Genomic DNA, 17,666 nt, shown 5'->3' with positions numbered 1-17,666 from the left:
TGCTTCCCGTTCCGGATATGGCGCGTGGGTTTTCGTATGCTTCGCAAATTGCTCTATTGTTTTGCACTTCTTGTTCTCGCCGGGCCCGCAGCCGCGATCGACCGCGTCAAAGGCGACGCCAATCCAGCCATTGCAACCGCCTCCGAGGCGATACGACGCGATCCCAAGGACGCGAATGCGTACTACAACCGCGGCAATGCTTATGCCGCCCATGGCGATACGGAGCGCGCCATAGCCGACTACACCGCGGCGATACGGCTCGATCCGGCACATGCGAACGCGTACTACAATCGAGGCAACGGTTACAGCAACAAGGGCGACACGGAGCGCGCCATCGCGGACTACACCGCCACGATCCGGCTCGATCCGGCCTATGCGAACGCCTATTACAACCGGGGCAATGCCTACAGCAACAAGGGCAACACCGATCGGGCCATTGCCGATTACACCGAGGCCGTGCGCCTGCAGCCCACGAATGCGAACGCCTATTTCAATCGCGGCAACGCCTACGGCAACAAAGGCGACACGGACCGCGCCATCGCTGATTACACCGAAGCGATACGCGTGGACCCCGCTTACGCGAACGCCTATGTCAATCGCGGTTTGGCCTACGAGAAGCGCGGCGATGTCGCCAAGGCGAGGGCCGATTTCAACGCCACGCTCGGACTGGCCCAGAGCGCCTCACGATGGGCACAGGACAAGGCGCGCGAACGGCTTGCTGCCTTGCCTGCGCCGCGGCCAGCAACGGTCTTGGTCGACAAGTCAAGCGTGGCTCCGGCCGTCGTGGCGTCAGGGACTGCGAACGGTGATCGCCGCATCGCGCTTGTCATCGGCAACTCTGCCTATGAAAACGCCGCCGCCCTGCCGAACCCCGTCCGCGATGCGAGCCTCGTCGCCGACGTGTTGAGACTCACCGGGTTCGAGGCCGTGACTCTGCTGACCAACCTCCGCAAGGATGCTCTGGTCAATGCCTTGCGCGAGTTCGCGGCACGTGCGGAGACGGCAGATTGGGCCGTCGTGTATTATGCCGGACACGGCATGGAGGTCGGCGGAGTCAATTATCTCATTCCGACGGACGCGAAGATCGCGGCGGATCGCGAAATCGGATTTGAGGCCGTGCCGGTCGATCAGGTGCTCAATGCGGCGGAGCGCGCCAAAAAGTTGCGCCTCGTCATTCTCGATGCCTGCCGCGACAACCCGTTCGCGGCCCAGATGAAGCGCACGATGACGGTCGCATCGCGTTCGGTGTCGCGAGGCCTGGCCCCGGTGGAACCGGAGGCGGGCACGCTGGTGGTCTACGCGGCCAAGGACGGCGAGACCGCGCTCGACGGGGACGGGATCAATAGTCCGTTCGCGACCGCGTTCGTCAAGAATCTCCCGACGCCAGGCCTCGAAGTCCGCAGGCTGTTCGACTTCGTCCGCGACGACGTCATGGAGGCCACCGGCCGCAGGCAGAAGCCGTTCAGCTACGGCTCGATCTCCGGCCGGCAGGATTTCTACTTCGTCGCGGCCAAGTGAGGTTGTCCGAGTTGCAATTCACCGCGGCGCGTGTTCGGCACGCTCGACTCCGTCGCCTCGCGACGGAGTGCGCCAATGCCGCCGCACTCAGATCGTCTGGCCGCCGGACACCTCGATGCGCTGGGCCGTAACCCAGCGATTCTCCGGACCGAGCAGGCTCGCGACCATCGGCCCGATGTCGTCGGGCACACCGACGCGGCCAAGCGCGGTCATTTGCGCGAACTGCCTGTTCAAATCCGGCATGTCGCGGACGGCGCCGCCGAGAAAGTCGGTCTCGATCGCGCCCGGCGCGACGACATTGGCGGTGATGCCGCGTTCGCCGAATTCTTTTGCCATGTAGACGGTCAGAACCTCGATGGCGCCCTTGGCTGCGGCATAGGCCGAGAAGCCGGGGAAAGACACGCGTGTCAGCCCGCTCGAGAAGTTGACGATCCGGCCATTGTCGCCGAGCAGCGGCAGCAAGGCCTGCGTCAAAAAGAACGGCCCTTTGACATGGGTGTCGAAGAGTGCGTCGAACTGCTGCTCCGTCGTCTCGGCTATGGCGGCCATTTCGCCCTGGCCGGCATTGTTGACGAGATGATCGAACTTGTCGGCGTGCCAATGCTCCGCCAGCGCCGACCGGACTTTTGCGGCGAACGCCGGAAAGGTCGATACGGAGGTGACGTCGAGCTGGAGCGCGACCGCTTTTCGGCCGAGCGCCTCGATCTCGGTGACGACCTCGCGGGCGGCGGCGGCGCCGCTGCGATAGGTCACGATGACGTCGCCGCCGTGACGCGCGATGGCGATTGCGGTATTGCGGCCAAGGCCCCGGCTGGCGCCGGTGACGAGCGAAATGGTGGGCATTTGAGGCTTCCTCGTGAAGTTTCGGTGGGGCCTTTCTGCCTGTGATCGAGCATCCGGTGTTGCCGGATGCTCCGATCGTCTTGCCCAATCCTCCAGGAATGCGGCCGGCGGCAGCCTTGCCTGAAACTCCCGTCTTCTTGCCCGATCGCCTCTCGGCAATTGCCCGCATGCATGGCGCGGCCTAGATTGGACCCGTGACCGAAACGCTGCTCCAGATCGCCAGCCGTTACGCCGCAGCTCACGCCGACGGCAAAGGCCTTGCGTCCACGCCTTTCGCCGGCATCTCGATCATTCGTGAGACCGCGCCGAGCGCGCTCCAATTTGCGATCTCCAAGCCGCTGGTCGCTTTGGTGCTGCAAGGTGCCAAGCGTGTTGCGGTCGGCGCCACGTCGTTCGACCTGGGTGCGGGCGATTCGCTGGTGATCTCGAGCGACGTGCCGACGGTCAGCCAGATCACGCGCGCCACAGCCGCGGTGCCCTATTTGTCGCTCGTCGTAGAGCTCGATCCCATCGTCATCGAGGGGCTGGTCGTCGAGATGGGGGCCGCGCCTTATGTTCCGTCGCAGCCGCTTCGGGTCGAGCCAGCGGAGCGGGATGTGAGCGATGCGGCGCTGCGGTTGTTGCGCCTGATCGATCGGCCCTCGTCCGCCTCAATTCTCCAGAGCCAAGTGCTGCGGGAGCTGCATTATTGGCTATTGGCCGGTCGGCACGGTGGTGCCATCAGGGCGCTCGGTATGGCCGACAGCCATGCGCAGCGGATCGGCCGTGCGGTTGCGATCATTCGCGCCGACTATGCCAAGCCTTTGCGTGTCGACCGGCTCGCCAAGGCCGCGGGGATGAGCCACTCGGCCTTTCACCTTCACTTTCGCAGCATCACGTCGCTGACCCCGCTTCAGTTCCAGAAGCAGCTGCGTCTGATCGAGGCGCGCCGCACCATGCTGGCCGATGGCGCGAGCATCGCGACCGCCTCTCATCGGGTCGGCTACGAAAGCGTTACGCAGTTCACGCGGGAATATTGCCGATTGTTCGGCATGCCGCCTGGGCGCGACATGCGCGAGGCGAAGCGGCGCGTCGAATCGGCGGCTTAAAGAGTCCTCGAATGGCGACCATCGACCGGATCTACATCCTCGACGGAGGCATTGCTGAGGTCGAAGACGGTTCGATCTACTCTCCCGGTATCAATGTCGGCATTCCCATGACGTTGAGCTGCAATGCCTATCTCATCCGTCACCGCGGTGAGTGGCTGATCTGGGATACGGGAATAGCGGATGAGCTGGCGAAGTATCCAGAAGGACGGATCATCGCCCACGGCATACGCGGCATCGTGCGCCGCCCTCTCGCGGATCAATTGGATGAAATCGGGGTGCGGCCCCGCGATATCGGCACGATCCTCCTCTCGCACGCGCATTTCGATCATATCGGAAATGTCGACCTGTTCGAAAACGCAAGATGGATCGCTCAACGGGCCGAGTTCGAAGCCATGTTCGGGCCTGACCCTGACGAGTTCGGCTACTCACTTCAGCACTACAGGATGTTGAAGGAGCGGCCTTACGAGATCGTCGATGGCGACCACGACATATTCGGCGACGGCGCAGTGCGCATGATCTTCACGCCCGGCCATACTCCCGGGCATTGCTCGCTGCTGGTGAAGCTGCCGCGGCGCGGCGCCGTGCTGCTGAGCGGTGACGTCGCGCACAACAGGGAGAACCTCCGGCACATGCGCGTGCCGTCGTTCAATGCCGACCCGCAGGCGACGGTTGCGTCGATGGCCAAGGTGGTCGAGCTGCTACGCGCCGAGAACGCCGAAATCTGGATCAATCACGATACGGCGCAAAGCCAAGGAATGGCTTACGCGCCGAAATGGATCGAGTAGCGCAATGCCTCACCGCGGCGCGTGTTCGGCACGCTCGAGCGTCTCCAGGGTCGAGGCGTTGGCGCAATAGCCGTGGTAATTCTCCGCGGCGGTGCCCTCAGCGAGATCGCGGTCGCACTGTCCCTTGTGATTGCAGAGCGAGCAGACCCGCTCGAGGTCGCGGAGCAGCAGCGGCTGCGCGCGGCCGAGCGCCTCAGTGCTGATGCCGAGCTGTTCGAGCATCTTCGGCAGCTCGTCGGCGGCGTGCCGGCCATGACGGACCAGCTCCTCCAGATCGTCCGGCGCGATCCTGAGATCATTGGCGATCCGGTCGAAATCGGCGCGGTCGAGCTGCCGCATTTCGTTGATCTCGCGGCGGTGCTTCACCCAGTTCGCGAAGGACTCGATGAGATCCTGGACGATGGGGTAGGGCCTGGTTACGGTGCTCATGGAAAGCTCCATTCGGACGGTCGGAATTGGAGCGAGATAAGCACAATGATGCAGAAGCGCGTTGCGCTGGATCAAACAGGGAATGCGGTAAGGACATGGCTCTCGTGTCCCGGACGCGCTGCAGCGTGTCTGGGCATGACGACCTCTTACGCTGCTGTGTGATCGTTCAAGGTAAAGGAGAGCTACCTAAACCGCTCCGCCGCCCAGGCATACAGGCTGCCGGGAATCGGCTTCTCGCCGCCGCGTCCCTTCGGCGAGATGTGCAGGCCGATGATGGAGGGGTCGGTGACCAGGCCAAGATAGCTCGAGGGATCGAAGAACAGCTTTGGCTCGGCATGCACGGCGTAGAACGATTGCTTCGGCAATGCGTTCTGCAGCTCGCCAGCACGGCGCGCGAGCGCGGTGAGCGCCGCGGGCCCGTAGATCGCGACGCGAATATCGGCGAGCCGGTTCGAGCCGCCGCGCAGGCGGCGCATCATGAAGGTGATGCGATGGCGCACGGACAGCCAGTTCGGCGTCAGCTCCTCCTGCTCCATCAGCTCTTCGAAGGCGGCAACGATGCGGTGCGCGGGCGGCAGATAGAGCACGGAATTGCCGAGCTGGCGCGGCCGCTCCCAGGCGAAGTACGGTTTGGCTGGATCGATCTCGACCGGCCTCAACAGCAGCACGTCGGCGTCTAACCAGAGGCCGAGGCCCTTCGCCATCAGCTTCATGCGGAAGAAGTCGCTGAACTGCAGAATGGTCCAGTCGCGCCAGCTGCCGTCCGGCTGCGGCGGCCGCAGGCGTTCGGAGAACGCATGCGGCAGGATCGCCTCGGCCTCGGCATTCGCGACGCCGGCCGGCAATCCGGGAATAGTGTCGAAGCTGTAGACCGTAACCTTGTGCCCGGCAGCCAATTGCGAGCGCAGACAGGTCTGGCGCAGCGCATCCATCGGGCCATGCCAGAAGGTGACGATCTCGGGCAGCATGCGGGAAGTCATAAGGGATAATCAGGACAAAGAAAAAGCCCCGGCGCCGACAGCACCGGGGCTCAAACGAAGATCTTAGATCAGGCCCAGGCGCGTTCGCGCTTGAGCTTGTCCTCATAGGAGTCGATCGAGGCCTTCTTCTCCATGGTGAGGCCGATGTCGTCGAGGCCGTTGATCAGGCAGTGCTTGCGGAACGGGTCGATCTCGAACTTGACCTTGCCGCCGTCGGGGCCGCGGATCTCCTGGTTCGGCAGGTCGATCGTCAGCGTCGCGTTAGCGCCGCGCTCGGCGTCGTCGAACAGCTTGTCGAGGTCCTCTTGGCTGACGCGGATCGGCAGAATGCCGTTCTTGAAGCAATTGTTGTAGAAGATGTCGCCGAACGAGGTCGAGATCACGCAGCGGATGCCGAAGTCGAGCAGCGCCCAGGGCGCGTGCTCGCGGCTCGAGCCGCAGCCGAAATTGTCGCCGGCGACCAGCACCTTCGCATTGCGATAGGCGGGCTGGTTGAGCACGAAATCCGGATTCTCGCTGCCGTCGTCCTTGTAGCGCTGCTCGGAGAAGAGCCCCTTGCCAAGGCCGGTGCGCTTGATGGTCTTGAGGTACTGCTTCGGAATGATCATGTCGGTGTCGACATTGATGATCTTCAGCGGCGCCGCGACGCCTTCCAGCGTGGTGAACTTGTCCATGGTTGCGCTTTCCCGCACGTGGTTCAGGGAACCGGCTATTTATCGCGATCGGGCCGGAAATCCTAGGCCGAATTCGGCAGGGCTCGTCTGCCGTAGCGGGTTTGAAGCCGAACTGGCGCGGCATCGGGATTCCACCTCTCGCCGGTGGGGAGAGGTGGACCGAGAGCGTCCTACTCCGCCTTAGCCTCGATCGCGGCCATATCGTCGTCCGACAGACCAAAATGGTGGCCGATCTCGTGGATCAGGACATGGCGGACGATGTGGCCGAGGCTTTCGTCGTGCTCGGCCCAATAATCCAGGATCGGGCGGCGGTAGAGCCAGACCATGTTGGGCAGCCGTGCCACGTCGCCAAAGCTCTGCTGGGGCAGGCCGACGCCCTGGAACAGGCCGAGCAGGTCGAACTCGCTCTCGCATTCCATCTCGTCCAGGACCTCCTCGGTCGGGAAGTCGTCGACGCGGACGATCACGCCCGCGCAAAGCTTGCGAAATTCCGCCGGCAGGCGCTCGAACACGTCGTGAGCCATCGCTTCCATTTCGGCGAGCGAAGGGGCTTTCAATTCCGTCCACATGAGCACCTCTTAGCGCGGGTTTCCCGCTGATGCATCTGGCTTTATAAGCGCGGCGAGGTTGACGGGCGCCGCCAAAACGGGGAGCGTGGGGCGATCGATGGGACGGTTCAGGGTGGGCGGAAAAATGCGAACGAAAACAGCGCTGACTCTACTGTGCATGGGGTTGTTTTCGCAGTTTTGCGTCGGCGCCGAGGCGCAGGCCGCCAGTTCCGAAATCCGGATGGCTCAATTGGTCTCGCCGGACGATGTCCCCCCGCCGCGCAAGCGGCCGCGCCTGCGCATCACGCCCTATTACAGCCCGGACGGCGTCTATCCCCGCTACAATCCCGGCCCCGACGCGGTCCGGGTCTGCAATGCCACCTATGTGCAGGAATTCCGGCCGAGCGGCACGGTGATCGTGCCGCGCGTGAGCTGCTACTGGCGCCGGGGCTGACTTCGCGGCGACCTCGTGAGGGTGTGATGGCGAGATGGATCGCATGGGCCTTTGCCGCCGCGCTGGCCACTGGGCTGCCTCGCGCGTCCGCCGCGCCAAGGGCGACGGTCCCGGAGGCGTCTGCGGGGATCGCGGTTTTCGATGTACGACGACACGCGCGGACCTATGACATGGCGCGGCCTGCCGTACGCCGCGATCCGCGCTACTACGCGCGCCCTGTCTACTATCGTCCCTATCCCTACGGCGTGCCGGCACCGTTTGTGTTCACCTACGGCCCCTTCTGGTAAGGCGCCGCTTTGGACCATTGGCTTTGCGATCGCGCGAGGCACGGCGTCGCATCGCGGCGCCGCGCCTTGTTCATTCATGGCGCGTTCACATCGCTGTCCGCAACTTGATCCCGGGAGCGACCGCAATTGAACGGCAATGGCGCGGCCGAGACGTCGCAGCTCTGCCGTCCGGATTCAGGGAGGATTCCATGCTGAGGATGTTGGGCGGCCGGGTCGGCTCGGTGCGCGTGCTCGGGCTTGCGGCCGCCGCGACGCTGTTGCTGTCGGCCGGCAGCGCGCGTCGCGCTGAAGCGCTCACTTTGTTCAATCCGGCGACGTCGCCGATGACGAAGGCCGCGACCGACGATCTCGTCACGCAGGTTCGCCGTGGCGGGCACGGCGGACATGGCGGCGGGCATTTTCACGGCGGCGGTTTTCGCGGCGGCGGCGGGCATATCGGCCGCGGTTTCCACGGCGGTGGCTTCCGCGCCGCGCCGGCCTTTCACCACAGACATGTCGGCATCCATCGCCATGGCGGCTTTCGCCACGGCGGATATGGCGGGGTCCACCGGCACTGGGGCCATCACCGCCCCCATTTCCGGCATCGTCACTTCTACCGGCCCTATTATGTCGGCGGCTACTATCCTTCCTACTCTTATCCGCGCCGCTGCCGGATCATCTGGACCTATTACGGCCCGCGCCGCGTCTGCCACTGGCCGCGGTGGCACTATCCGTACCGGTACTATTGGTGATGTGAACTATTCGAACAGCGTCATGGCCGGGCTTGTCCCGGCCATCCACGTTCTTGGGGCTTGTGCAGAGAGTTCGTGGATGCCCGGGACGAGCCCGGGCATGACGGAGAGACTGGTTAGAGCCAATCCTTCAGCTTCCACGACGAAGCCTTCCACCGCATCAGGTTCTCCAGCTTCCATTGCTTGAACATCGCCGGTGGCCAGCGGCTGAGCTTGGAGATCTCCTCGACCTCCGGCTTGGCGACGATGCGCAATGGCGGCGCGCGTCGCCGGTGCTGGCGCGTGGCCTCGCTGATGAGATCGACATATTCCGGCTTGTTGGCCATGACGTGTCCTCGCGAAACCGTCGCGAGGACATCGTCGGCGCCGCCGATTAACGACGCTTTGCCGCGATCGCTACAATTGCAGGAACCAGCTTAGCGCCAGTCCCTGACGTCGACGAAGTGGCCTGCGATCGCCGCCGCTGCCGCCATCGCCGGCGACACCAGATGGGTGCGGCCCTTAAAACCCTGGCGGCCTTCGAAATTGCGGTTCGAGGTCGAGGCGCAGCGCTCTTCCGGCTTCAGCTTGTCCGGGTTCATGGCAAGGCACATCGAGCAGCCCGGCTCGCGCCATTCAAAGCCGGCCTTGATGAAGATCTTGTCGAGACCCTCGGCTTCGGCTTGCTCCTTCACGATGCCGGAGCCCGGCACGACCATGGCATTGACGTTCGCCGACACGGTCTTGCCTTCGGCGATCTTCGCCGCGGCCCGCAGGTCCTCGATGCGGCCGTTGGTGCAGGAGCCGATGAAGACGCGGTCAAGCTTGATGTCGGTGATCTTCGTTCCCGCCGTCAGGCCCATATATTTCAGCGCGCGATGCTTGGAGATGCGCTTGGCCTCGTCCGCGATCTTGTCGGGATCGGGCACGATACCGGTGACAGAAATCACGTCTTCAGGCGAGGTGCCCCAGGTCACGATCGGCGGCAGCTTTGCAGCATCGAGGCGCAGCTCGTGGTCGAAATGCGCGCCGTCATCGGAGCGCAACTTCTCCCAGTAGCGCATCGCCGCATCCCAGTCCGCGCCCTTCGGAGCCTTCGGACGATCACGCAGGAAGTCGAACGCCTTTTGGTCAGGCGCGACCAGGCCAGCGCGCGCGCCGCCTTCGATCGACATGTTGCAGACCGTCATGCGGCCTTCCATCGAGAGCGCGCGGATCGCTTCGCCGGCATATTCCAGCACGTAGCCGGTGCCGCCGGCGGTGCCGATCTCGCCGATGATGGCCAGGATGATATCCTTGCCCGTCACGCCATCCGGCAATTTGCCGTCGACGGTGACGCGCATGTTCTTGGCCTTCTTCTGGATCAGCGTCTGCGTCGCCAGCACGTGCTCGACCTCGCTGGTGCCGATGCCGTGCGCGAGCGCGCCGAACGCGCCATGCGTCGAGGTGTGGCTGTCACCGCAGACGATGGTGGTGCCGGGCAGCGTAAAGCCCTGCTCGGGGCCGATGACGTGGACGATGCCCTGGCGCTTGTCGAACTCGTTGTAATATTCGATGCCGAATTCCTTGGCGTTCTCGGCCAGCGCCTTGATCTGCTCGATGCTTTCAGGGTCGGGATTCGGCTTGGTGCGGTCGGTGGTCGGCACGTTGTGATCGACGACGGCGAGCGTCTTCTCGGGCGCGTGGACCTTGCGCCCCGTGGCGCGCAGGCCTTCGAACGCCTGCGGCGAGGTCACTTCGTGCACCAGATGGCGGTCGATATAGAGCAGGCAGGTGCCGTCCTCGGCTTCGTGCACCAGATGGTCGTTCCAGATCTTGTCGTACAGGGTGGTCGGCTTGGACATGAGCTCGAGCTCCGAAGAATGTGTGTCAGCGATGAGCGCGGCAGAGCGCGCGGGCAACAAAATCGTCAGCGCAGCCTTCAGGCTGCGCGGCTAAGCTCTGACGTTGCCGAGGTCGCGAAGCGTCCGAAGAACCGGCCAGGCAGCCGCGAGCGATCGTCGATGACGATGCGCTGGATGCGGGCGAAGCTGGTCAGATCTGGAAACATTCTAGGAATATATAGCAGGCCGAATTGGAAGCGCGAGTGCTTTGACGCGCACGGCTGACGCAACAAAAAAGCGCGGAGCCGAGCCCCGCGCTTTCGAAAGACTTGCCTGGTGGCGAAAGCTTACTCGCCGACGGCAGCAGCGCGGTCCTGCTTCTCGACGATGCGGGCCGACTTGCCGCGCAGGTTGCGGAGATAATAGAGCTTGGCGCGACGCACCTTGCCGCGGCGCACCACCTTGATCGAGTCGATCATCGGGGAGAGCAGCGGGAACACGCGCTCGACGCCCTCGCCATAGGAGATCTTGCGCACGGTGAAGCTCTCGTTGAGGCCACCGCCGGAACGGCCGATGCAAACGCCCTCATAGGCCTGCACGCGGGTGCGGTCGCCTTCGACGACCTTCACGTTGACGATCACGGTGTCGCCGGGGGCGAATTCCGGGATGTCCTTGCCGGCGGACAGCTTGTCGAATTGCTCCTGCTCGAGCTGCTTGATCAGGTTCATGGGTAAATCTCCATCGGCGCGCCCAGCCCTGGAAACGGGGGGCTGCGCAAAATTCGTCTATCCAGCCATTGCGGATTTGGCCGCTCCTATAAGGCAAGCCGGAGCGTTTGTCACCCGTCTGTCTTGTTTTTTGGCGTTTTTTGGCCGGTCCGCCGATGCGCGGCTTTTTCCCACAAATCCGGGCGCCGGGCGGCCGTCAGGGCCTCGGATTCGGCCCGCCGCCACGCCGCCACCTTGGCATGGTCGCCGGAGGTGAGGATGGCCGGGATTGGAACCCCCTCGAACAGCTGCGGGCGGGTGTATTGGGGGTACTCCAGCAGGCCATCCGAAAAGCTTTCCTCGGTTCCCGAGGCTTCCTTGCCCATCACCCCCGGCAGCAGCCGGACGCAGGCGTCGATCAGGGCCAAAGCTGCGATTTCGCCCCCGGACAGCACGTAATCGCCGATCGAGACCTCCTCCAGGCCGCGCGCGTCGATCACCCGCTGGTCCACCCCCTCGAACCGCCCACAGACGATCAGGGGGCCGGGGCCTTCGGCGAGCTCGACCACCCGGGCCTGGGTCAATGGCCGACCCCGGGGGCTCATGAGCAGGCGGGGCCGCGCTTTTGACGGGTCTCGCCCGATTTCGGCAGCATCGATCGCCGCGGCCAGAACGTCCGCCCGAAGCACCATGCCCGGGCCACCGCCGGCAGGGGTATCGTCGACGCTGCGGTGGCGGTCGGTCGCGGACGCCCGGATGTCCCGCGCCTCGATCTGCCAGAGCCCGGACGCGAGCGCCCGGCCGGCGAGGCTCACTCCGAGCGGCCCCGGAAACATCTCCGGAAACAGCGTCAGCACCGTCGCGCGCCAGGGTGAGGGATTGGTCATTACATCCTAATCTCGTCGTCCCGGGGCGCGCAAAGCGCGAGCCCGGGACCCATAACCACCGCAGCCCGTTTTGCGATAGCTGGAGCGATCAGCTTAGCGAAAAATTCCGGCCTGTGGTTATGGGTCCCCGCCCTCGTGCGCTTTGCGCACTAGGCGGGGACGACCCGTGGATGGAGCGTCGCCCTCGTCGTCGCCCTCGATCTCCTGCGGCAACGCGATCACGACGCGGCCGCCTTTGAGGTCGACTTCCGGCACCACCGCGTTGGAGAACGGCAGCAGCATCGTCGGGCCCTTGAGCGGCGCGATCTCGATGATGTCGCCGGCACCGAAATTGTGAATTGCGAGCACGCGGCCGAGCGCATCGCCGTCGGTGGTGACGGCGGCAAGCCCGATCAAATCGGTGTGGTAATATTCGTCCTCGTCCGTCGCGGGCAGTTTGTCGCGCGCGACGTAGAGCTCGATGCCGTTGAGGCGCTCGGCCTCATCGCGGGTCGCGACACCCTTGAATGTCGCGACCAGATGATCTTTGGCCTCGCGCACCTGCGCGATTTCGAACTGGCGCCTGCCGTCCTTGGTCGACAGCGGCCCGTAGCGGCGGACGGCGAAGGGATCCTCGGTGAAGGTCCACAGCTTGACCGCACCGCGCACACCATGCGCGGCGCCGATCCGCGCGACGCAGACCAGCGCCGACATGATCCGGCCTTACGCCTTGGCGGCGGCTTCGGCCTGCGCCTTGCGCTCCTTGCGCGGCACGGCCTTCTCGGGGTTGTTGCGCGCTTCGCGCTTCTTGACGCCGGCGGCATCGAGGAAACGCGCGACGCGATCCGACGGCTGCGCGCCCTTGGCGAGCCAGGCCTTCACCTTGTCCATGTCGAGCTTGAGGCGGGTCTCGTTGTCCTTCGGCAGCAGCGGATTGAAATGGCCGAGACGCTCGATGAAGCGGCCATCGCGCGGAAAGCGCGAATCGGCGACGACGACGTGATAGACGGGACGCTTCTTGGTGCCTGCACGGGCGAGACGGATAACGACGGACATTCAGTTCTCCTCGAAAGTGTGGTTTGCAAAGTACGTTTTGTTCGGTTGATTGGTATTTCCGCGCCGCGCGAGATGCTGATGATCCCGTGCGACGAATTCCTCATTTCTTCTTGCCGGGAAAGCCGCCCAGACCCGGAAGGGTCGGCTTGCCGCTGAGACCCGTAAGTCCCGGCAAATTCGGTAGGCCCGAGCGAAGACCAGGCGGCAGATCCTTCGGCAGATTCGGCAGGCCTTGTCCGCCGCCCGCGCCTTGCATCTTCTCCTGCAGCGCCTTCATCTCTTCGGGCGAGGGCATCTTCATGCCGCCGCCGAAGCCCATCGCCTGCGCGATGCCGGCGAGCGGGCCGCGCTTGCCCGATCCCATGGCCTTCATCACGTCGGCCATGTTCCGGTGCATCTTCAGCAGCTTGTTGACGTGCTCGACGCTCTGGCCGCTGCCGGCCGCGATGCGCTTCTTGCGGCTGGCCTTCAAGAGGTCCGGATGACGCCGCTCCTCGCGCGTCATGGAATCGATGATTGCGACCTGACGCTTCAGGATCTTGTCGTCGATGCCGGCGGCCGCGATCTGGTTCTTCATCTTGGAGATGCCGGGCATCATGCCCATCAGCCCGCTGATGCCGCCCATATTGGCCATCTGCAGCAGCTGCTCGCGCATGTCGTTGAGGTCGAACTGACCCTTGCGCATGCGCTCGGCGGTGCGCGCGGCCTTCTCGGCGTCGATATTGGCGGCGGCGCGCTCCACCAGCGACACCACGTCGCCCATGCCGAGGATGCGGCCGGCGATACGATCCGGGTGGAAGTCTTCCAGCGCGTCGGTCTTCTCGCCGGTGCCGATCAGCTTGATCGGCTTGCCGGTGACGGCGCGCATCGACAGCGCGGCGCCGCCGCGGCCGTCGCCGTCAACGCGTGTGAGCACGATACCGGTGAGGCCGACGCGCTGATCGAACGAACGCGCGAGGTTCACGGCGTCCTGGCCGGTGAGCGAGTCCGCAACCAGCAGCACTTCATGCGGATTGGCCGCGGCTTTGATCGCAGCCGCTTCCGCCATCATCTCTTCGTCCAGCGTGGTGCGGCCGGCGGTGTCGAGCAGCACGATGTCGTAGCCGCCGAGCTTGCCGGCTTCCAGCGCGCGTTTCGCAATTTGCGGCGGCTGCTGGCCGGCAACGATTGGCAAAGTGGGAATGTCGAGGTCGCGGCCGAGCACGGCCAGCTGCTCCATCGCCGCCGGACGGTAGACGTCGAGCGAGGCCATCAGCACCTTGCGCTTGTCGCGCTGGACCAGGCGGCGGGCGAGTTTTGCGGTGGTGGTGGTCTTACCGGAGCCCTGCAGGCCGACCATCATGATCGGCACCGGCGGCACGGAATTGACGTCGATGGTCTGGCCTTCGGCGCCCAGCGTGTTGACCAGCTCGTCATGGACGATCTTCACCACCATCTGGCCGGGGGTGACCGACTTGACGACGGTGGCGCCGATCGCCTGTTCGCGCACGCGCTCGGTGAAGCTGCGGACGACTTCCAGCGCGACATCGGCCTCCAGCAACGCGCGGCGCACCTCGCGCATCGCGGCGTCGACGTCCTTTTCGGTCAGCGCACCGCGCCCCGTCAGACGATCGAGAATGCCACCAAGCCGTTCCGACAGATTGTCGAACAATGCCGTTGTCCTCTTTTACCTCTCCCCGCAAGAGCGGGGCGAGGGAGAAGTAAGTCCAAACACCTTTGCGCCCGAGGGCGCACAGCGCTGTCGGGCGTTGACCTCCGGCCTCGAGGCCGGTCGGCGGGTCGAAAAGAAAGCCTTTCCGAGAAAGTGGCGGGGTTAAACGCCGCTCCCGCTCAAAAGTCAAGGAAAGTTAGGGTGTCGGCCCGCCCTTGGTAAGCCAAGGTTTTGAAAACGTGATCCTTTTGTCGCAGGTTCCTTTTCCGCCAGCCCCGCCCATATAGGCGGTGATGTCTTACCCCTCCAACCATCCCTAGAAGCCCGCCGTGCCGATCACCCGCCGCCGCCTTTTCGGACTATTCGCCGGAGCCGGTGCGCTGGTCGGCGTCCCCTCCCTCTGGATGTCCAGCATGAAAACCTATGACGGCCCCGCCTCCGACCATTTCGACGGCCTGACCTTCTTCGATCCGGACGGGGCGCCGCCGAAATCGCTGCGCGAGGTGCTGCGCTGGCAGTTCAGCGGCAAGCGGCGGCGGGCGACCTGGCCGGATTGGGCCCCGAGCCCGCATGCCGATACACCGCCGGCGCGGGTCGACGGCGACAAGGTGCGGCTCTCCTTCGTCGGTCACGCCAGCTGGCTGATCCAGGCCGGCGGCCTCAACATACTGGTCGATCCGGTCTGGTCGGAGCGGGTCTCGCCGATCGCCTTTGCCGGGCCGAAGCGGCACAACGACCCCGGCATCGCCTTCGAGAAGCTGCCGAAGATCGATGTCGTGCTGGTCTCGCACGGCCATTACGATCATCTCGACATCGCGACGCTGTCGCGGCTCACCAAGAATTTCGCCCCGCGCGTGGTTACCCCGCTCGGCAACGACGTCACGATGCGCAGCTGGGACTCCAGGATCAAGGTGGAGGCGTTCGATTGGCACGACCGCGTCGAGCTCGGCGAAGGCGTCGCGGTGCATCTGGTGCCGACAAGGCACTGGACCGCGCGCGGCCTGTTCGACCGCAACAAGGCGCTGTGGGCGAGCTTTGTCCTGGAGACGCCGGCCGGGAAGATCTACGTGGTCTGCGATTCCGGCTATGGCGATGGCCGCCATTTCCGCCGCGTCGCCGAGAAGCACGGCAAGCTGCGCCTGGCGATCCTCCCGATCGGCGCCTACGAGCCGCGCTGGTTCATGCGCGACCAGCACATGAACCCCGAAGATGCGGTGAAGGCGCTGGCCGATTGCGGCGCCGAGCAAGCGCTCGGGCATCACCACGGCACGTTCCAACTGACGGACGAAGCGATCGACGCGCCGGCGACAGCGCTGGTCGAGGCGCTGGATGCCGCGAAGATTCCGCAGGAAAGATTCGTGGCGATGCTGCCGGGGCAGGTGGTGGAGATTTAGGTCGTGTATCCATAAACCCGGCGGCTTGATGCGACGAAAGCAATGTCCGCTTTGCTCCCATTGCGGCAGGTGCGTGCGGTTCTGCGCCGTTGAACCAGAAAGCCCATGACGCAACAAAGCACCATGGATTTCGGTCGGAAGACCTTTATTAATCGATGGATGGAGCCGGCCTGTGGGATTTTTGCTGAGAATTGTGCTTGCAACCGCTCTCGTGAACCTTGCTCCGGCCGTCGCCCAGGCGAAGAACGCCGTCGCTTCTCCTGCCTTGCAGAAGGAATTCGATGGCTTCATCGAGAAGTTTCGCGCGGCGCTGAAGGCAAACGATTCCGCCGCCGTCGCCGGTATGACACGGTTGCCGTTCATGAACGACAACGCAATTCGCGACGCCGCGCAATTTGGCGCCAAGACCTATCGGACCTCGTTCACGGCGAAAAATCGCGCGTGTATCCAGCGCGGCAAGGCCGTCTACGATCGCGATGACTATAAGAACGACAGTTACTTCGTCTTCTGCGGCGAGCTCATCTTCGTCTTCACCAAGACGCCGGCGGGGTTCCTTTTTACTGATATCAGCGTGAATGATTGATCGGGCAACGATGCTATCCCTGCCGCCGGACGTATGATCGGGTCGCCGGCCCATTGGTATTGCGACGATGCGCCTCTTACGAAAGCGGCTACTGCCCCGGCTTGATCGCCCAGCTCACATTCACCGTCACCGTCAGCGTCTCCTCGCCCGGCGCGACCGCGGCCTGTGGGGCTGCGGCCATCCGTTCGGCCATGCGGCCCTTGAACAGCGGCACCGGGCCGCCGCCCTCGGTGACGCTGAGCGGCGCGCCCAGCGTCACACCGGCGGCCTTCGCGTAAATCTCCGCCTTGCGCCGCGCGTCGGCCACCGCATGCTCGCGCGCATCATCCAGCAGCTTCGAGGCTTGCGTCACCTCGAAGGAGATGTTGCCGATGTCGTTGGCGCCGGCGCTGACCAGCGTGTCGATGATGCCGGCCACCTTGGTCACGTCGCGGATCTTGACGGTGACGCGGTTGCTCGCGCGGAAGCCGACCACCGGCGAGGCGCCGGTGGATTTGTTCTGGCCGTATTGCGGCTGCAGCGACAGCCGCGAGGTCTGGTAATCCTTCTCGGCGATGCCTGCGCTCTTCAGCGCCAGCAGCACCTTGCCCATCGCGGCGTTGTTGGCATCGGAGGCCTCTTTCGCTGTCTTGGCGTCGTTGGCGACGCCGGCATCGATTTGCGCGAGATCGGGCGCCGCGGACACGGAGGCTTCGCCGCTCACCGAGATTGCGGAGGGAAAATCCTCGGCGCGCGCGGGCGCGGCGAGTAGCGTGGCGGCGAGGGCGGCGGCGAGTAGGGCAGGCTTTTTCATCAGTCTCACTTCAGTGGCACGAAAACATTGATCACGAGCTTGTCCTCGGACGTCTTCAGGGGATCGGTGAGGTACTCCTCAATGAAGGTGTCCTTGGCTTCCAGCCTCTTGTCGTCGAGATGATTGGTGATCGCCTCATACGTATTGTCCATGTTGTCGTAGGAGCCGCGATGGACGAATTTCAGCGCCTTGCCTTCAGGCGATTTGCCGATGCTCATGTCCTTGGACAGGTTCTTCGGGTCCTGATCGACCGGGATCTGGGCAAGAAAGGTGAAGCCGGTATCGTCCGTCGAGGTGTAGACGATCATCGAATTGCCCGATGGCTTGATGCCCTGCTTGTCGAGCAGCGTGTTCAACGCCTTGAAGGCGTCGATCAGCGTGTCGAACGCGGAGTCCCAATTGGCGGTGCCCTTGACCATCACGACCTTCTTCGGCTCGAGCATGGTCTCGAGGCCAAAGGGATCGGCGGTCTGAACC

The 17,666-nt window shown here is 64.3% G+C and carries 21 protein-coding genes; 7 read left to right on the top strand and 14 right to left on the bottom strand.

Features of this window, described 5'->3' with window-relative positions:
- Window positions 1-24 precede the first annotated feature (24 nt).
- The gene (locus tag I6F17_RS31565) at window positions 25-1,518 is read left to right on the top strand and encodes a tetratricopeptide repeat protein (protein ID WP_225132010.1); all 1,494 of its coding nucleotides are present in this window, start codon (window positions 25-27) and stop codon (window positions 1,516-1,518) included.
- Window positions 1,519-1,605: 87 nt separating this feature from the next.
- On the opposite strand, the gene I6F17_RS31560 is transcribed toward I6F17_RS31565, so the two are convergent.
- A complete protein-coding gene (locus I6F17_RS31560) occupies window positions 1,606-2,361 on the bottom strand; it encodes an SDR family oxidoreductase (protein ID WP_225132009.1) in 756 nt (251 codons plus the stop codon).
- Between the two features lie 194 nt (window positions 2,362-2,555).
- Here I6F17_RS31560 and I6F17_RS31555 point away from each other — a divergent pair, with 194 nt between their 5' ends.
- Together I6F17_RS31555 and I6F17_RS31550 are read left to right on the top strand one after the other, a co-directional pair.
- On the top strand, window positions 2,556-3,449 hold the full coding sequence (locus I6F17_RS31555; protein WP_036040800.1) for an AraC family transcriptional regulator: 894 nt from the start codon (window positions 2,556-2,558) through the stop codon (window positions 3,447-3,449).
- 11 nt (window positions 3,450-3,460) lie between these two features.
- Window positions 3,461-4,234 carry an N-acyl homoserine lactonase family protein gene (locus I6F17_RS31550; protein ID WP_225132008.1) on the top strand — a complete coding sequence of 258 codons (774 nt, stop codon included), beginning with the start codon at window positions 3,461-3,463 and terminating at the stop codon, window positions 4,232-4,234.
- A gap of 9 nt (window positions 4,235-4,243) precedes the next feature.
- Here the strand turns inward: I6F17_RS31550 and I6F17_RS31545 are convergent, their stop codons facing one another.
- The 4 genes from I6F17_RS31545 to I6F17_RS31530 all read right to left on the bottom strand — a co-directional run bounded on the left by I6F17_RS31545 (window position 4,244) and on the right by I6F17_RS31530 (window position 6,886).
- Window positions 4,244-4,663: a DUF6455 family protein gene (locus I6F17_RS31545; protein WP_225132007.1), complete on the bottom strand. Its 420-nt coding sequence runs from the start codon at window positions 4,661-4,663 to the stop codon at window positions 4,244-4,246.
- A gap of 182 nt (window positions 4,664-4,845) precedes the next feature.
- Window positions 4,846-5,631 carry a hypothetical protein gene (locus I6F17_RS31540; RefSeq protein ID WP_225132014.1) on the bottom strand — a complete coding sequence of 262 codons (786 nt, stop codon included), beginning with the start codon at window positions 5,629-5,631 and terminating at the stop codon, window positions 4,846-4,848.
- 80 nt (window positions 5,632-5,711) lie between these two features.
- The gene (gene leuD / locus I6F17_RS31535; protein WP_027573022.1) at window positions 5,712-6,317 is read right to left on the bottom strand and encodes a 3-isopropylmalate dehydratase small subunit; all 606 of its coding nucleotides are present in this window, start codon (window positions 6,315-6,317) and stop codon (window positions 5,712-5,714) included.
- 170 nt (window positions 6,318-6,487) lie between these two features.
- Window positions 6,488-6,886 (bottom strand): metallopeptidase family protein, encoded by a 399-nt coding sequence (locus I6F17_RS31530; RefSeq protein WP_036008911.1) that lies wholly within the window; start codon window positions 6,884-6,886, stop codon window positions 6,488-6,490.
- Window positions 6,887-7,043: 157 nt separating this feature from the next.
- Between I6F17_RS31530 and I6F17_RS31525 the strand changes: the two genes are divergently transcribed.
- On the top strand, window positions 7,044-7,319 hold the full coding sequence (locus I6F17_RS31525) for a hypothetical protein (RefSeq protein WP_036040777.1): 276 nt from the start codon (window positions 7,044-7,046) through the stop codon (window positions 7,317-7,319).
- 475 nt (window positions 7,320-7,794) lie between these two features.
- Window positions 7,795-8,337 (top strand): hypothetical protein, encoded by a 543-nt coding sequence (locus I6F17_RS31515; RefSeq protein WP_225132006.1) that lies wholly within the window; start codon window positions 7,795-7,797, stop codon window positions 8,335-8,337.
- 116 nt (window positions 8,338-8,453) lie between these two features.
- Here the strand turns inward: I6F17_RS31515 and I6F17_RS31510 are convergent, their stop codons facing one another.
- The 7 genes from I6F17_RS31510 to ffh all read right to left on the bottom strand — a co-directional run bounded on the left by I6F17_RS31510 (window position 8,454) and on the right by ffh (window position 14,419).
- Complete coding sequence (locus I6F17_RS31510) at window positions 8,454-8,663, bottom strand: hypothetical protein (RefSeq protein WP_036008898.1); 210 nt, start codon at window positions 8,661-8,663, stop codon at window positions 8,454-8,456.
- A gap of 90 nt (window positions 8,664-8,753) precedes the next feature.
- Window positions 8,754-10,160, bottom strand: a complete 1,407-nt coding sequence (gene leuC, locus I6F17_RS31505; protein ID WP_225132005.1) for a 3-isopropylmalate dehydratase large subunit — start codon at window positions 10,158-10,160, stop codon at window positions 8,754-8,756.
- A gap of 326 nt (window positions 10,161-10,486) precedes the next feature.
- Entirely contained in the window at window positions 10,487-10,867 is a 381-nt protein-coding gene (gene rplS / locus I6F17_RS31500) for a 50S ribosomal protein L19 (RefSeq protein ID WP_036008895.1), read from the bottom strand.
- A 110-nt stretch (window positions 10,868-10,977) separates the two neighbouring features.
- Window positions 10,978-11,733 (bottom strand): tRNA (guanosine(37)-N1)-methyltransferase TrmD, encoded by a 756-nt coding sequence (trmD, locus tag I6F17_RS31495; protein ID WP_225132004.1) that lies wholly within the window; start codon window positions 11,731-11,733, stop codon window positions 10,978-10,980.
- Between the two features lie 117 nt (window positions 11,734-11,850).
- Entirely contained in the window at window positions 11,851-12,426 is a 576-nt protein-coding gene (gene rimM / locus I6F17_RS31490; RefSeq protein WP_225132003.1) for a ribosome maturation factor RimM, read from the bottom strand.
- A 9-nt stretch (window positions 12,427-12,435) separates the two neighbouring features.
- On the bottom strand, window positions 12,436-12,768 hold the full coding sequence (rpsP, locus tag I6F17_RS31485; RefSeq protein ID WP_025032875.1) for a 30S ribosomal protein S16: 333 nt from the start codon (window positions 12,766-12,768) through the stop codon (window positions 12,436-12,438).
- A gap of 100 nt (window positions 12,769-12,868) precedes the next feature.
- Entirely contained in the window at window positions 12,869-14,419 is a 1,551-nt protein-coding gene (gene ffh, locus I6F17_RS31480) for a signal recognition particle protein (protein ID WP_036024559.1), read from the bottom strand.
- A 329-nt stretch (window positions 14,420-14,748) separates the two neighbouring features.
- Between ffh and I6F17_RS31475 the strand changes: the two genes are divergently transcribed.
- Complete coding sequence (locus I6F17_RS31475) at window positions 14,749-15,813, top strand: MBL fold metallo-hydrolase (protein ID WP_225132002.1); 1,065 nt, start codon at window positions 14,749-14,751, stop codon at window positions 15,811-15,813.
- Window positions 15,814-15,985: 172 nt separating this feature from the next.
- On the top strand, window positions 15,986-16,396 hold the full coding sequence (locus I6F17_RS31470) for a hypothetical protein (protein WP_225132001.1): 411 nt from the start codon (window positions 15,986-15,988) through the stop codon (window positions 16,394-16,396).
- A gap of 88 nt (window positions 16,397-16,484) precedes the next feature.
- On the opposite strand, the gene I6F17_RS31465 is transcribed toward I6F17_RS31470, so the two are convergent.
- A complete protein-coding gene (locus tag I6F17_RS31465; protein ID WP_225132000.1) occupies window positions 16,485-17,189 on the bottom strand; it encodes an SIMPL domain-containing protein in 705 nt (234 codons plus the stop codon).
- 5 nt (window positions 17,190-17,194) lie between these two features.
- The coding region (locus I6F17_RS31460) for a GyrI-like domain-containing protein (protein WP_225131999.1) at window positions 17,195-17,666 on the bottom strand (472 nt) is incomplete at its 5' end.

Source organism: Bradyrhizobium sp. NBAIM18 (genome assembly GCF_020193825.1).
In the GTDB taxonomy this organism is placed as follows: Bacteria; Pseudomonadota; Alphaproteobacteria; order Rhizobiales; family Xanthobacteraceae; genus Bradyrhizobium; species Bradyrhizobium yuanmingense.
Note: the sequence above shows the minus strand (reverse complement) of the source record. Positions and strands in the feature narration are given on the sequence as shown.

Excerpts from the sequence above, each read along its gene's own strand:
- leuD (WP_027573022.1), bottom strand. The coding sequence starts at position 6,317 with ATGGACAAGTTCACCACGCTGGAAGGCGTCGCGGCGCCGCTGAAGATC.
- leuC (WP_225132005.1), bottom strand. The coding sequence starts at position 10,160 with ATGTCCAAGCCGACCACCCTGTACGACAAGATCTGGAACGACCATCTG.
- rimM (WP_225132003.1), bottom strand. The coding sequence starts at position 12,426 with ATGTCGGCGCTGGTCTGCGTCGCGCGGATCGGCGCCGCGCATGGTGTG.
- rpsP (WP_025032875.1), bottom strand. The coding sequence starts at position 12,768 with ATGTCCGTCGTTATCCGTCTCGCCCGTGCAGGCACCAAGAAGCGTCCC.
- trmD (WP_225132004.1), bottom strand. The coding sequence starts at position 11,733 with ATGACCAATCCCTCACCCTGGCGCGCGACGGTGCTGACGCTGTTTCCG.
- rplS (WP_036008895.1), bottom strand. The coding sequence starts at position 10,867 with ATGAACCTGATCAAGCAGCTCGAGCAGGAGCAATTCGACAAGCTGTCC.
- I6F17_RS31540 (WP_225132014.1), bottom strand. The coding sequence starts at position 5,631 with ATGCTGCCCGAGATCGTCACCTTCTGGCATGGCCCGATGGATGCGCTG.
- I6F17_RS31530 (WP_036008911.1), bottom strand. The coding sequence starts at position 6,886 with ATGTGGACGGAATTGAAAGCCCCTTCGCTCGCCGAAATGGAAGCGATG.
- I6F17_RS31515 (WP_225132006.1), top strand. The coding sequence starts at position 7,795 with ATGCTGAGGATGTTGGGCGGCCGGGTCGGCTCGGTGCGCGTGCTCGGG.
- I6F17_RS31510 (WP_036008898.1), bottom strand. The coding sequence starts at position 8,663 with ATGGCCAACAAGCCGGAATATGTCGATCTCATCAGCGAGGCCACGCGC.
- I6F17_RS31560 (WP_225132009.1), bottom strand. The coding sequence starts at position 2,361 with ATGCCCACCATTTCGCTCGTCACCGGCGCCAGCCGGGGCCTTGGCCGC.
- I6F17_RS31550 (WP_225132008.1), top strand. The coding sequence starts at position 3,461 with ATGGCGACCATCGACCGGATCTACATCCTCGACGGAGGCATTGCTGAG.
- I6F17_RS31525 (WP_036040777.1), top strand. The coding sequence starts at position 7,044 with ATGGGGTTGTTTTCGCAGTTTTGCGTCGGCGCCGAGGCGCAGGCCGCC.
- I6F17_RS31465 (WP_225132000.1), bottom strand. The coding sequence starts at position 17,189 with ATGAAAAAGCCTGCCCTACTCGCCGCCGCCCTCGCCGCCACGCTACTC.
- I6F17_RS31545 (WP_225132007.1), bottom strand. The coding sequence starts at position 4,663 with ATGAGCACCGTAACCAGGCCCTACCCCATCGTCCAGGATCTCATCGAG.